The following is a 13,544-nucleotide window of genomic DNA, read 5'->3' as shown; positions in this document are numbered from 1 at the left end:
AAACTTCAAAATTAAAAAACTGGAGTTGTTGTGAAAATCTACTTGGTTGGCGGAGCAGTAAGAGACCAACTACTGGGCATTAAAAATCAGGACCGAGACTGGGTTGTTGTTGGTGCCACAGCCGAACAAATGATAGCTCAAGGTTATCAACCTGTAGGTAAAGACTTTCCTGTTTTTTTACATCCTACCACTCGTGAAGAGTATGCCCTTGCCCGAACAGAACGAAAATCAGGTCATGGCTATCATGGATTTACTTGCTATGCTGCACCCGATGTTACACTAAAAGAAGACCTACAACGCCGTGATTTAACCATTAATGCAATTGCCCAAGATAACCAAGGTGAGCTTATTGACCCGTTTAATGGTGCAGAGGATCTTGCTCAAAAATGCTTACGTCATGTATCACCCGCTTTTGCTGAAGATCCTCTTCGTGTCCTTCGGGTTGCACGTTTTGCTGCACGCTATCATCATTTAGGCTTTTATATTGCCGAAGAAACAGTAGACTTAATGCGTTCAATGGTAAATTCAGGAGAAGTAGACCATTTAGTATCAGAACGGATTTGGCAAGAAATCGTCAAAGCTATACAAACTCAAAGCCCTTGGGTTTTCTTTACAACACTTCAACAGGTTGGAGCCTTGGAAAGAATCCTTCCGGACCTTGCAAGAGTCTGGCGAATATCCAATCTGCCACAACAAACGCTTAAAGTAGCCAAGCAACAATTAGTGAGTGACGAAGTGCTGCTTTCCTGTGCATTCCTTCTCCAAATACAACCTGATAAGCCTTACACTTCTACAGAAGTAAAATCAGCTCAAAACCAAACAAAGCAGCTGATGGAAAGCTTAAAAGCTCCCAATAACATACGACAACTTAGTCTATTAGTTAATCAGTTTTGGACTGGGCTTATGCGGCTTGACCTCTCAGCAAGTGACTTATTAGATATTTTCGACCGAGCAGATGCCTGGAGAAGAAGTGAGAGGTTTATGATGTTATTACAGGGTATTCAATGTATAGCCGTCAATGTCCCTTACTTAACCCAGCAACAGGTGAGTAAGCACATCAACACTATTTATCAACAATGGCAGACAGCATTAACCATTAAGCCTGGCCCTTTTTTGAATCAAGGCATAACTGGCAAAGCCTTAGGGACAGCTATCCATGAAGCACGCCTAAAGGCTATTCAGAGTTTTGGTGGAGTTACAGAAAGTACACAAGACTAATCAGCACCTTCAATGTTATACACAGGTGTATGTGACTCGTCTGTTAGCCACTGAAATACTTCAGTTTGAGTCAAGATAGATACTTTACTTCCTGCTGTATTAAGGGGTAATGACATGGCCAATGCCTTTGGTTGCTGACCAATGTGCTCACCACATACAGAAATCGACACGGTATCAAGACGTTCATTATTCTGAGGACAAATACTCTTACCAGAGCCTGCAAGGCCAATATATGAAAGCAACTCCTCTGCAATGGTTAAATAGTAGCTATCGAGAATAATCTGATGAGCATTAATTAGGCTTCTGGGAGGTGAATAGTGCAAAATATCCAAGTCACCAGGCTGTACTGTTAAGGCAGCCCCAGGAATACGGCGGTCACGACCAAGTGTTGTTTCTAGCTGGTTAAACCATGCTTTTAAGTGTTGGGGCTGATCTTCAGTGAAGAAGTAAACCACCATATTATAAAAGTCAGCCGCATTTTTAATACCTACAGGAGCAGTCCTAATCAGCTGACTCATCGCTACAACACCAAAGCGATTTAACAATTGCTGCAAAATAAAAGAGATATTTACCTGGTAGTGAGTATTGCAGCCTATACCAACCAGAAATGCCTGCTGCTTCATTACAATCTACATAACCTTAATTCAACTCATCAATGCCGCACGAGAACGTTCGCATTCTATGGCAGCCATGGCATCTCTTAATGCTTTAGGCTTACGGATTTTCAGTCGAATGTGTTCTACGGAAAAGGTTGCAAATAAGTGCTTCAATAATCCACCCGCCAGTGCTTCGAGCATTTGATATTTACTCGATGCACAAAAAGCCGTTACAGCATCTGCAATAGCTGCATAGTCAAGGGAATCGTCCAAACTATCTGAGCGCATTGCTGGCGATAAATCATAATACAAAACCAAGTCAATAGAGAGGGGTTGTGGCTGATCTCGCTCCCAATCATACACACCAATTAAAGCACTCACATCAAGCTGTTCAATGATAACCTTATCCACACCCTCTCCCAGTTTTAAAAAGTTAAGGTCGACTAAGCCGTACTATGGCTAGCTACAATAACTTTGAATTCGTTTGGACAAAAGCTATTGCTGAATTTAACTGCTGTACTGTTAAATCCTTAATTGCTAGATCCTTGAAAGTTCTGACATTGGCCAACGTGGTTTTGGTTTAATACCCAATTTATCGGACTGTCCTGCTAACAAGCGTTGGCACCCAGCATAGGCAATCATTGCGCCATTATCTGTACAAAACTCTGTTCTTGCATAGAATACCTGTGCTCCTAACTTAGCAACCATTGCTTCTAGCCGTTTACGGAGCGCTATGTTGGCACTAACACCACCCGCTATCACCAATGTATCCATATTTGCTTGCTTCAAGGCTCGACGACACTTTATCGCTAATGTTTCTACAACAGCCTCTTGAAAAGCATACGCAATATCAGCTTGTGTCTGGAGATCAAAGGTATCTTTATCCTTTGCGCTCATTACAGTATTAAGTGTGTAGGTTTTTAAACCACTAAAACTAAAATCTAAACCTGGTCGATCCGTCATTGGCCGTGGGAAACGATAACGACCAGCAGAACCCTGAGTGGCTAATTTAGCAATGACAGGACCACCAGGATAGCCAAGTCCCAGCATTTTAGCCGCTTTATCAAATGCTTCTCCCGCCGCATCATCAACAGACTCACCTAATAACTCATAGTCGCCAATACTTTTTACTGCTACCAACTGCGTATGCCCACCAGACACGAGCAACGCAACAAATGGAAAGGCAGGAGGATCGTCTTCAAGCATGGGGGCTAACAAGTGTCCTTCCATGTGATGAACACCAATCGTTGGAACCTGCCAAACAAAAGCCAGTGCTTGTGCCACAGCAGCCCCCACCATTAACGCACCAATCAAGCCTGGACCTCGCGTATATGCAATCGCATCAATCTCATTTTTTGCTAGACCAGCATCTTTCAACACTCGATCTATAAGAGGCAAAATACGCCGAACGTGATCTCTAGAAGCGAGTTCTGGCACCACACCGCCATACTCAGCGTGAATATCTACTTGGCTAAACAATGCATGAGCCCGGAGACCTGCATCACTGTCATAAACTGCAATACCCGTTTCGTCACAGGACGTTTCGATTCCCAACACCTTCATAACAACTTGAATCACGCTCATAGAAATGCAATAAGGCGCACATGATAATCTTCCGCGTCCAACAATGCACCCATTGATTGTTTTAGCACAAGAAAGGCCAAGAGTAGCTTTCTACGGAGTCTTCTTCTTTTAATTATTGTTTTGCACAAAAAAACGACATTTTTTCACTTATACCTTTGCATTTATTGTCAGAACGCTTTAATATTCGCTGCCCTTGAAATGGTCTAAAATTGCAAAGCATAGTTTGCTTAATCATTAACCAAAAGAGGAAGAAGGTAAGGTCTGCATGCCAGCGGTAAAAGTTAAAGATAACGAACCATTTGACGTTGCACTACGTCGTTTCAAACGCTCTTGTGAAAAAGCCGGTGTATTGGCTGAAGTTCGCCGTCGTGAGCATTACGAAAAGCCTACATCTGTTCGTAAGCGTAAAGCAGCAGCGGCTGTTAAACGTCTAGCTAAAAAGCTTCAACGTGAGCAACGTCGTCGCGAACGTCTCTATTAATTTTATTGCCAGCGCTACGTAGATCTGACTTTTCGCTCTCAACTTACGTAGAAATTCCCAATGGCAACAATTAAAGAACGCCTAAATGAGGCGGTAAAGGATGCCCTGCGCGCCAAAGAAAAGCTCAAGCTATCTACACTTCGTATGGCTCTTTCGGAGCTGAAGCGAGTTGAGATTGATGAGCGAGTGGAACTCGACGACTCAAGATGTATAACCATTTTGGACAAAATGGTTAAGCAGCGTCGTGAATCACTTAAGCAATTTGACAGCGCCGGCCGCGATGACTTGGCAGAAAGAGAACGCGCCGAAATCGAAGTTATACAGAGCTTCCTCCCAGCCGCCTTAACCACCTCAGAGCTAGAGTCTCTAGTGACTGAAGCCATAGCTCAAACGTCTGCTCAATCAATGAAAGATATGAGAGTGGTCGTCGAAAATCTGAAGCCCAAAGTACTCGGGCGGGCTGATATGGCTGAGGTTAGTAAACTCATAAAAAGTAAACTGACCTAACAACATCTTACTTCTGCTAGCTGTGATAGCGAGCTTTTCAGAGAGCGCCTATATATCACAGCTAAGGCCATTTATACTCTTGTTATGAGCGGCTTGATTCCCCAAACTTTTATTGATGACTTATTGGCTAGAACCGATATCGTTGACGTTATTGGGGGTCGCGTTCAGCTTAAAAAAACGGGTAAAAACCTCGCTGCATGCTGCCCTTTCCATCAGGAAAAAACGCCGTCATTTACCGTTAGTCCAGACAAACAGTTTTACTATTGCTTTGGTTGTGGTGCTGCAGGAAACGCACTGCGTTTTATCATGGAGTTTGACCAACTCGATTTTCCTCAAGCTGTCGAACAATTAGCTCAATCACTTGGCCTTGATGTACCTAGGGAAGCACAACAATATCAACGGCAAGCTCATCGTTTTGAAGCCTTATTTGAAATAACCAAACAGTCTGCCACATACTTTCAACAACAACTGTTTAAGCCCTCAGGTCAATCAGCACAACACTATATTCAACAGCGAGGACTATCTGCTGCGGTATTGAAGCAATATGCTATTGGCTACGCCCCAGCTGGATGGCAAAACCTGCTTGAACACATAGGTCAGTCACCTGAAAATACTCAACACTTGCTCACAACTGGGCTCGTTATTGAGAATCCTGAAAAGCAATCGATTTATGACCGATTCCGCCATCGCTTAATATTTCCAATACGTGATATTAGAGGTCGATTTATTGGCTTTGGTGGAAGAGTACTCAACCCAAATGATAAGCCCAAATACCTAAACTCGCCTGAAACACCCATATTCCAGAAACGGCAAGAGTTATACGGGTTATTCGAGGCTCGACAACAACAGCGTCAATTGGACTTTTTGCTTGTTGTTGAAGGCTACATGGATGTGGTTGCTTTAGCTCAAAATGGCATTCCAAATGTGGTTGCAACTTTAGGAACAGCTGTCAGTCAAGAACATGTCACTCGTCTCTTTAAAACCGTAAAAGAAGTTTTTTACTGTTTTGATGGTGATGAGGCAGGACGAAAAGCTGCCTGGCGAGCATTAGAAACCACCCTTCCTTTCATGCAGGATGGCTACCAAGCTAAATTTTTATTTTTACCGGAAGGAGAAGATCCAGATAGCCTGGTTCGCAAAGAAGGTCAAAAAGCTTTTCTAACACGCTTAAAGCGCAATAGCCAAAGTATTGCTGACTATTTCTTTCAGACACTTTGTGAGCAAGTTGATATTCAACATATGGATGGCAAAGCAAGACTTGCCGCTCTGGCGAAGCCTTTTATTGAGCAACTCCCCCAAGGTGTTTTCTATCAATTAATGCTGGGACATTTAGCTGAACTTACCGGCCTTAGCGAACAAGCACTCAGTGAGTTATCACAAGTACCAGCTCAACCGACAAGCAAAACAAGTGCTGAGTCTGCTACAAAGCCAACAGCTCAATATTTAGAAAAAAAAATCACCAGGCATTCAGCTAAAAATTTTGTCAGTGCAAGTAAATTAAGTGTATCCTTAACGCCCGCTCAAGTAGCTGTATATTTACTATCTAAATATCCTGAATTTGCTGAGCAAGTTGAACATTCTGACCGGCTTGCTAATGATCAAAGTGAGCATACGCGTTTACTCGCAGTGATGCTAAAGCTATTAAAGGACAATCCTCAAGCTTCTGTGGGACACTTAATCGGCGAGCTATACAATACACCACTTGGTAATATTTACGCAGCTGTTCTAAACCGTCCTCCACCTCAAACTGGCCAAGCAAGCAAAGAAGTTTTTCTTGAAGCCTTAACAAGACTGCAACAGCAGCTAAACTTAGAGGACACTTATCAGGAATTAAGTCAGTTCAAAAATTTAAAGTCTATGGATGCATCCAAAAAAGAAGCATTCATGCGCGCTTTTGAACAGCTGCGTCAGAGTAAGCGTTAAATGTAATGTACTCCACTTACCTATCCACCAAAACTAAACTCTTTGGTAGATAAGTTTAAAGTAGGGTTGATATCTAATGAGGCGTACCCCATCTACATAACTGTAAAGTTCTGCAGAAGAATATCTAGAAGAAAATCGGGGGTTTAGGCTATAATGGGCGGCTTACCATTTCGTCGGCACGTCTGAGTTCGTTGTTAAAGGGTTACTATGTCCGGAAATTCGCAGCAACAGTCTCGCTTGAAAGAGCTTATTTCTAAAGGTAAGGAGCAAGGCTACCTTACTTATGCCGAGGTAAATGATCATTTACCAGAGGATATCTCAGATCCGGATCAGGTTGAAGATATTATCCGCATGATTAATGACATGGGAATTGCAGTTTATGAAGCAGCTCCTGATGTCGACACCTTACTTCTCAATGAAGCTGATACTGATGAAGCCGCTGCTGAAGAAGCTGCTGCTGCATTAGCTGCAGTAGAGCAAGAAGCTGGGCGTACCACTGATCCTGTCCGTATGTATATGCGAGAAATGGGTACAGTAGAGCTTCTCACTCGTGAGGGTGAAATTTCTATTGCCAAACGGATTGAAGAAGGTATTCGGGAAGTAATGTCTGCCCTCTCATACTTTCCTGGATCCGTTGAAATCGTGCTATCTGAGTATGACCGAATTGTTACTGAAGAAGGCCGCTTAAGCGACTTGATCAGCGGTTATATTGATCCAGACAGCAATGAGCCTACAGCGATTAATAGTGAAGAATTCAACCCTGAGAATGATGAAGAAATTCTCATGGATCTTGACGACGAAGACGAAGAATCATCTGACGACGACGATGACGAAAAAGATACTGGACCGGATCCAGAAGAAGCAAGAATTCGTTTTACTGCGCTATATGAGCGCTTTCGTGAAGCATTAAAAATCGTTGAAGCAGATGGTCGCCACACGAAAGAAGCTGGGCAAGCTCTTGCGGCTGTTGCCGAATACTTCATGCCTCTTAAGCTTGTGCCTAGACAATTTGATTTACTCGTTTTTCGAGTTCGTCATGCACTAGAAAGTATTCGCCAGAATGAACGCGCGATTATGCAAAACTGCGTTCGGTTAGCCAAAATGCCTAGAAAGGTTTTCTTGAAAGAATTTCCAGGCAACGAGACTAATCAAGACTGGGCACCAGAACTTATTGCTCGAAACGAAAAATATTCACCAGCACTCGCTGAGCACCTTGAAGATATCCAACGCGCTCAACGAAAACTGGCTGCTATTGCAGAAAACTTCCTGTTAAGCATTCAAGAGATCAAAGAAATTAATCGACGGATGTCAATCGGTGAAGCACGTGCACGTCGAGCGAAAAAAGAAATGGTTGAAGCCAACTTGCGCTTGGTTATTTCTATTGCAAAGAAATACACCAATCGCGGCCTGCAATTCCTTGATCTCATCCAGGAAGGCAACATTGGCTTGATGAAAGCAGTCGATAAGTTTGAGTATCGTCGTGGTTACAAATTTTCGACGTATGCTACTTGGTGGATTCGACAAGCAATCACCCGCTCTATTGCTGACCAAGCCAGAACAATTCGTATCCCTGTCCATATGATTGAGACTATTAATAAGCTCAACCGTATATCTCGTCAAATGCTGCAGGAAATGGGACGCGAAGCAACACCAGAAGAGCTGGCTGAGCGTATGGATATGCCTGAAGATAAAATTCGAAAAGTGCTCAAGATTGCAAAAGAGCCCATATCCATGGAAACCCCGATTGGTGATGATGAAGACTCCCATTTAGGTGACTTTATTGAAGATATTACCATACAGTCTCCTGTAGACTCAGCTACGATCGAGGGTCTCCGCGAAGCAACCCGTGAAGTGCTTTCTGGACTAACTGCACGGGAGGCAAAGGTTCTACGTATGCGTTTTGGTATTGATATGAATACAGACCATACATTAGAAGAAGTTGGTAAGCAGTTTGATGTGACCCGTGAGCGTATCCGGCAAATTGAAGCCAAAGCCTTACGTAAATTACGTCATCCTACCCGTTCAGATCATTTACGCAGCTTCTTAGACGAATAATTCTATTGAGTGGTGAAAGTGAAACATTCACTTTCACCATTTTCCCTCATCCCCCTTCACAATACTTCTCCATTCTCTATTGTTAATACAGACAAGCGCCTCTTATCAGCCGCATTTGACATAATATGTCATTTTTGCCACTATGCAACTATCATTGCATCGCGGAGGTAATATGCACATTCAAGATCTTGCTCTGCGCTTTAATAATCTACTTCAACATGAAGGCTATGAGTTTGACTGTCAGCCAATACCTGGCTGTCCTGACGTACTCCAAATAACGGCAACCAATTTAGATCCATTACCCATTTTTGTAACCATCACAGAGCAACAAATCCTTTGTATTGCCTATTTATGGACAGAAGAGCAAATACTTGAGGAGCATCGCTTATCATTATTAGAAGCACTGTTAGAACTCAATGTACCCATGCCTCTTTCATCATTCTCCAAAACCGGTGATAAATATTTAATTTTTGGCGCATTATCAATCCACTCCTCTTTTGATGACATTATCCATGAAATAATCACATTACATGAAAATGCACTAGAAGCGACCAAAGCACTACAACCGTTCTTAAAGTAGGTTTCAGGAGTAATTACTATGAATGTCATGCAAAAATTACTTACTGCCTTACGCAGCAGTGCCCGTGAGCTTGGTGATGCTATTATTGATGCTAACAGCACGCGTATCTTTGAACAGGAAATTTCGGAGGCAGAGCATCATCTTCAAGAAGCTAAGCAAGAACTGACTTCACTACTTGCCAAACAGTTACAGTCTGAAGATGAGCTGAAAAAAGTTCAACTTGAAATTAAAAAGCACGAGCATTATGTAAAAGAAGCATTAAATAACAAAAATGAATCATTAGCATTAGAAATTGCAGAAAAAATTGCAGCCCTTGAAAATGAGTATACTCAAGTAAAACAAACGGTAACTGACTACCAAAGCAATACTAAACAGTTAAAAACATTAATCCAAAAAACAGAACGACAGTTACGTGACTATCAACGCCAACTGGCTATGGTAAAAACAACCGAAAAAGTACAACAAACTACATCGACTATTTCCGCTAATTTTTCAGCAAGTAACTCAAAACTGGTAACAGCAAAAGAAACGCTTGACCGTATAGCCAAACAACAAGAGGAAGAAAAATACAAACAACAAGCGGCTGATCAACTTGCTGATGAATCAGCAGATCAGCAGTTAGAAAAAAAGTTAACTGCAGCAGGAATCATAAAAAACAACCGAGCAGAAGACATTTTAGAAAAAATAAAACAAAGTCAACAAAATGACTAATTTTAGTTATTTAACTTTACATTAACTTAATAATTGTAACTGGATATGGCTAAGAAAAAGGCTATATTGCCTGAAAAGTGGCAACAGGAAAAAAAAGCACTTAAAGCAGTCCAAGTCGCGTTTGACTTAGGTGAAGAAATTCATTTATCTATTCGCCGAGAAGCAGTAGATAAACACTTAAATCCATCGGATCTTATCAGAGAGATTCTTGGACTGCCTATTAACAAAAAGCCTCAACGGCCACGCTTGTCTATTTCATTGTCACCTGACGACTTTATTTTTCTTGCTGAAAAGTTTGATCTGGCACCAGATGATAAAGTACAGATTAAACATAAAGCAGCCGAAGCACTAGTTGAATATGCTTTAGGTAAACCCCAACAACGGACAGATGAATAATGGTAGCGTTTCTAAACATCATTACTTCTTTTCCAACTATCGTATACTCTGTACTGTTAGCTTTTATTTTAGCTTATTGGCTACTATCTTTAATTGGCTTACTGGATATTGATATCCTAGACTTAGACATTGATATTGACGGTGATGTCGAGTTTACAGGATTGACAGGCTCAATCAGTGGTCTATTAATCTCTTGTGGTCTCACAGGTGTACCTCTAACGATTGTCATTAGCCTACTTGTGTTACTCAGCTGGATTATCACCTACTTTACAGATTTCTTTCTATTGCAGTTGCTTGAACCAAACTGGATTCACCATCTTCTAGGACTTGCTTGTATTGTTATTAGCTTCCTTATTTCCGTACCCATTACAGCACATATCATTCAACCCTTAAGACCTTTGTTCCAAACCCATGACAGCCGCTTAGGCTCTATTGTAGGCACCACCTGCATCGTCACTAGCAGTAAAGTGGATGAGCACTTTGGGCGAGCAGAAATAAAAAAAGACAATGATGTGATTATCATTCATATTCGCTCAAGCGAACCAAACTCAATTCGTAAAGGAGATAATGTGCTCATCATTGACTGCGATACAGAGAGAAATATATATAACGTTGCCAGTATTGATTAAACGTTAAATATAATCTTATATCCATTACATGCAGGTATTTCAAATTCCAGCACTTAATGAAAGATAAGTTTAAAAATAGTATACCCATAACGAAGTTTTTTTATACCCCAAGAGCACAAGGGGGCGACCATCCCATCAAGAGATGCAGCCCCAGGGTATATTTACTACTGTGTAAAACTTGCGGTAGCCTCTTTAATTAATAATAAGAGCGCTGACAACAAGCCCTACTAATGTGTTCCTGACACATTAGAACAACCTCACTGCCCCGTTAGGGTAAGCACTATGGATAGCACACACGTAAAAATGATTCGTAAAGGGTATAAACAAACTCGAATAACATCGCAGATTTAAAATGTACAACTTTAAAAAAAGTGTAATGGACAATGATCTGCGAAGAGTATAGCCAAATCAATTAAACTTAAACCGATGACTATTGCAGATTATATTTTACTCGCAAATTACAAAAATATGAGCAAACTATTTAAAGCAATATCCTTTGTTAAGGATATATTTTACAAAGTTAATAATTAACGATGGCTAAACGTGACAAGTAAACCATAAAAAATATATGTGACAAGTATAATTTCAACACTTAAACAAGTATTCATCCCAAGGAGTATTTTATGCACGGTGAAGCCGACATACTATCTATTCTAATGCCTTTTATTATAGGTATAGGCATTATATTATTTATAATTCTTGTATTTGCTCTCTTAGTCAATAAATTTTATGTCAAGGTTGATCAAGGTAAAGCCCTTATCGTTAATACCTTAAAAAAAGACCCCATAGTAAGCTTTACCGGTAAATTAGTACTACCCGTTATCCATAAAAAAGAAATTATGGATATTTCTCAAAAAAAGATTGAGATCAACCGAAAAGGTAAAGAAGGACTTATTTGTAGAGACAATATTCGTGCTGATATTGATGTTGCCTTTTTTGTGCGTATAAATAAGACTGCCGAAGATGTCTTACAGGTTGCATCTCGCATTGGGTGTGAGCGCGCCTCCACTAAAGAAACTCTGGAAGAATTATTCACTGCAAAATTTTCTGAAGCATTAAAAACTGTAGGTAAGCAACTGGATTTTGAAGATCTATACCGTGAGCGAGCTTTATTCCGGGACAAAATACAGGAGCAAATTGATAGTAGCTCAAATGATCTGGATGGTTATAAACTAACCGATGTTGCCATTGACTATCTAGAGCAAACACCTATAGGTTTACTCGATAACGATAATATTCTTGATGCCCAAGGTATTCGTAAAATAACTGAACTCACTGCAGCTCAGAATGTGAATACCAATAACTTAAAACGCGAAGAAGAACTTCAAATCAAAAAGAAAAATGTCGAATCACGGGAAATGATTCTGGAGCTTGAGCGTCAGGAAGCTGATGCAGAGGCCCGCCAACAACGTGAAATCGCCAATATTCAAGCACGAGAAACAGCGGAGTCTGACCGCGTTGCCACAGAAGAAAACCTCAAAGCAGAACAAGCAAGAATTCAGGCAGATCAAGAGATTGAGGTACTTCAACAAAATAAACAGCGTGAAATTGAAGTTGCAGAAAAGAATCGTGAACGTGCTGTAGCTATCGAAACAGAAAAAGTTGATCGTGTTCGCCAGCTTGAAATTATCGCCAAAGAAAAAGAGGTTGAGCTACAACGTATTGCTAAAGAAAAAGCATTAGAAGAAGAACGAAAAGCAATAGCCGATGTGACTCGCGAACGGGTTGCTGTTGACCGCACTGTGGCGGAAGAAGAAGAAAACATTAAAAGAGTGCGTGTACTGTCTGAAGCTGAGCGTGCTAAAGATGTACGTGTTATGGAAGCAGAAGCTGAAGCACAGGAATCCCTGGTTAAAGAACTTAAAGCAGCTGAAGCAGCTGAACAAAAAGCCGTATTTGCTGCCAAAGAAATGCTTACCATTGCTCAAGCAGAACTCGAAGTATCCGAAAAAGAATCTGCTGCTAAAATTCGCTTAGCGGAAGGTGTAAAAGCTGAACAAGCTGCGCCTGGCTTAGCAAAAGCAGAGGTAGATGAAGCTCAAGCTATCAGCTATGAAAAACAAGGATTAGCGCAAGCGAAAGTCATGCAAGAAAAAATGCGTGCTGAAGCCTTGGGTATTGAACAAAAAGGTGCGGCAGAAGCCAAGGCATCAGCTGAAAAAATGCAAGCTGAAGCGCAAGGTAAAGAACAACTGGGTATGGCAGAAGTCCGTGTCAAAGAAGCTGATGCTAACAGTCAAGAAAAACAAGCACTGGTTGATATCAAAGTCAAAATTGCCGAAGCTGAAGCAATTGAAAAACAAGGGCTTGCCGAAGCTGAAGCAATCAAAGAGAAATTCAAAGCTGAAGCCGATGGCTTACGTGAAAAATTTGCTGCAATGGGTGAAATCAGTGATGTGGCTAGAGAGCATGAAGAATTCCGTATGAAACTGGATACTAAACATGCAGAAAACATGTCCTCAATTGCCGCTAATAAAGAAATTGCCCACGAGCAAGCCAAAGTACTGGCAGAAGCATTAAAACAAGCCAATATCGATATTGTCAGTGGAGATGGGCAGTACTTTGATCGATTTGCCAATGCACTTTCTGTTGGCAAAGCTATAGATGGTGCTGTTGATAAATCTGTTACGCTGCAATCTATTGCAACCATGCTTAGCCAGTTCATGGGCAAATCTAATGGTGAAGCATCGGTGAATACCATAGATCAAGTTTCCTCTAAAGAAGAAAAAGCTTGATGACTATCTGCCCATAGTCAAGGGTATATAAACTAAAAAAGCATAAAGCTGCTTAGACTAATGCTGACTGTATTGCAGTCAGCATTAACGTCTTCATGTACTACAGGCTTAGGAAAGTCATGGTTCAAG

The 13,544-nt window shown here is 41.2% G+C and carries 13 protein-coding genes; 10 read left to right on the top strand and 3 right to left on the bottom strand.

Annotated features, from left to right (window positions below; genetic code table 11):
- Positions 1–30 precede the first annotated feature (30 nt).
- Positions 31–1,218: a hypothetical protein gene (locus ACQ96U_RS16465; protein ID WP_431722347.1), complete on the top strand. Its 1,188-nt coding sequence runs from the start codon at positions 31–33 to the stop codon at positions 1,216–1,218.
- On the opposite strand, the gene ACQ96U_RS16460 is transcribed toward ACQ96U_RS16465, so the two are convergent.
- From ACQ96U_RS16460 to tsaD, 3 genes are all read right to left on the bottom strand, one after another.
- A complete protein-coding gene (locus tag ACQ96U_RS16460) occupies positions 1,215–1,841 on the bottom strand; it encodes a 2-amino-4-hydroxy-6-hydroxymethyldihydropteridine diphosphokinase (RefSeq protein WP_431722346.1) in 627 nt (208 codons plus the stop codon). The genes ACQ96U_RS16465 and ACQ96U_RS16460 overlap by 4 nt on opposite strands.
- Before the next feature lie 21 nt (positions 1,842–1,862).
- Complete coding sequence (folB, locus tag ACQ96U_RS16455; RefSeq protein WP_431722345.1) at positions 1,863–2,225, bottom strand: dihydroneopterin aldolase; 363 nt, start codon at positions 2,223–2,225, stop codon at positions 1,863–1,865.
- 126 nt (positions 2,226–2,351) lie between these two features.
- Complete coding sequence (gene tsaD / locus ACQ96U_RS16450) at positions 2,352–3,377, bottom strand: tRNA (adenosine(37)-N6)-threonylcarbamoyltransferase complex transferase subunit TsaD (protein WP_431722386.1); 1,026 nt, start codon at positions 3,375–3,377, stop codon at positions 2,352–2,354.
- A 286-nt stretch (positions 3,378–3,663) separates the two neighbouring features.
- Here tsaD and rpsU point away from each other — a divergent pair, with 286 nt between their 5' ends.
- The 9 genes from rpsU (at position 3,664) to ACQ96U_RS16405 (ending at position 13,415) form a co-directional block, all read left to right on the top strand.
- Positions 3,664–3,879, top strand: a complete 216-nt coding sequence (gene rpsU, locus ACQ96U_RS16445) for a 30S ribosomal protein S21 (protein ID WP_027708362.1) — start codon at positions 3,664–3,666, stop codon at positions 3,877–3,879.
- 60 nt (positions 3,880–3,939) lie between these two features.
- Positions 3,940–4,386 carry a GatB/YqeY domain-containing protein gene (locus tag ACQ96U_RS16440; RefSeq protein ID WP_431722344.1) on the top strand — a complete coding sequence of 149 codons (447 nt, stop codon included), beginning with the start codon at positions 3,940–3,942 and terminating at the stop codon, positions 4,384–4,386.
- A 93-nt stretch (positions 4,387–4,479) separates the two neighbouring features.
- Positions 4,480–6,309, top strand: a complete 1,830-nt coding sequence (gene dnaG / locus ACQ96U_RS16435) for a DNA primase (protein ID WP_431722343.1) — start codon at positions 4,480–4,482, stop codon at positions 6,307–6,309.
- Positions 6,310–6,516: 207 nt separating this feature from the next.
- Positions 6,517–8,364 carry an RNA polymerase sigma factor RpoD gene (gene rpoD, locus ACQ96U_RS16430; RefSeq protein WP_431722342.1) on the top strand — a complete coding sequence of 616 codons (1,848 nt, stop codon included), beginning with the start codon at positions 6,517–6,519 and terminating at the stop codon, positions 8,362–8,364.
- A gap of 172 nt (positions 8,365–8,536) precedes the next feature.
- Positions 8,537–8,944 carry a YjfI family protein gene (locus ACQ96U_RS16425; RefSeq protein WP_431722341.1) on the top strand — a complete coding sequence of 136 codons (408 nt, stop codon included), beginning with the start codon at positions 8,537–8,539 and terminating at the stop codon, positions 8,942–8,944.
- Between the two features lie 18 nt (positions 8,945–8,962).
- Positions 8,963–9,655 (top strand): PspA/IM30 family protein, encoded by a 693-nt coding sequence (locus ACQ96U_RS16420; protein ID WP_431722340.1) that lies wholly within the window; start codon positions 8,963–8,965, stop codon positions 9,653–9,655.
- Positions 9,656–9,700: 45 nt separating this feature from the next.
- Positions 9,701–10,051 carry a hypothetical protein gene (locus ACQ96U_RS16415; RefSeq protein WP_431722339.1) on the top strand — a complete coding sequence of 117 codons (351 nt, stop codon included), beginning with the start codon at positions 9,701–9,703 and terminating at the stop codon, positions 10,049–10,051.
- Positions 10,051–10,680, top strand: coding sequence for a hypothetical protein (locus ACQ96U_RS16410; protein ID WP_431722338.1), 630 nt, complete (start codon positions 10,051–10,053; stop codon positions 10,678–10,680). Before ACQ96U_RS16415 ends, ACQ96U_RS16410 begins: the two co-directional genes overlap by 1 nt.
- A 623-nt stretch (positions 10,681–11,303) precedes the next feature.
- A complete protein-coding gene (locus ACQ96U_RS16405) occupies positions 11,304–13,415 on the top strand; it encodes a hypothetical protein (RefSeq protein WP_431722337.1) in 2,112 nt (703 codons plus the stop codon).
- Positions 13,416–13,544: the final 129 nt, after the last annotated feature.

The organism is Zooshikella sp. RANM57 (genome assembly GCF_050749885.1).
Taxonomy (GTDB): domain Bacteria; phylum Pseudomonadota; class Gammaproteobacteria; order Pseudomonadales; family Zooshikellaceae; genus Zooshikella.
This window is presented reverse-complemented; position numbering and strand designations above follow the sequence as displayed.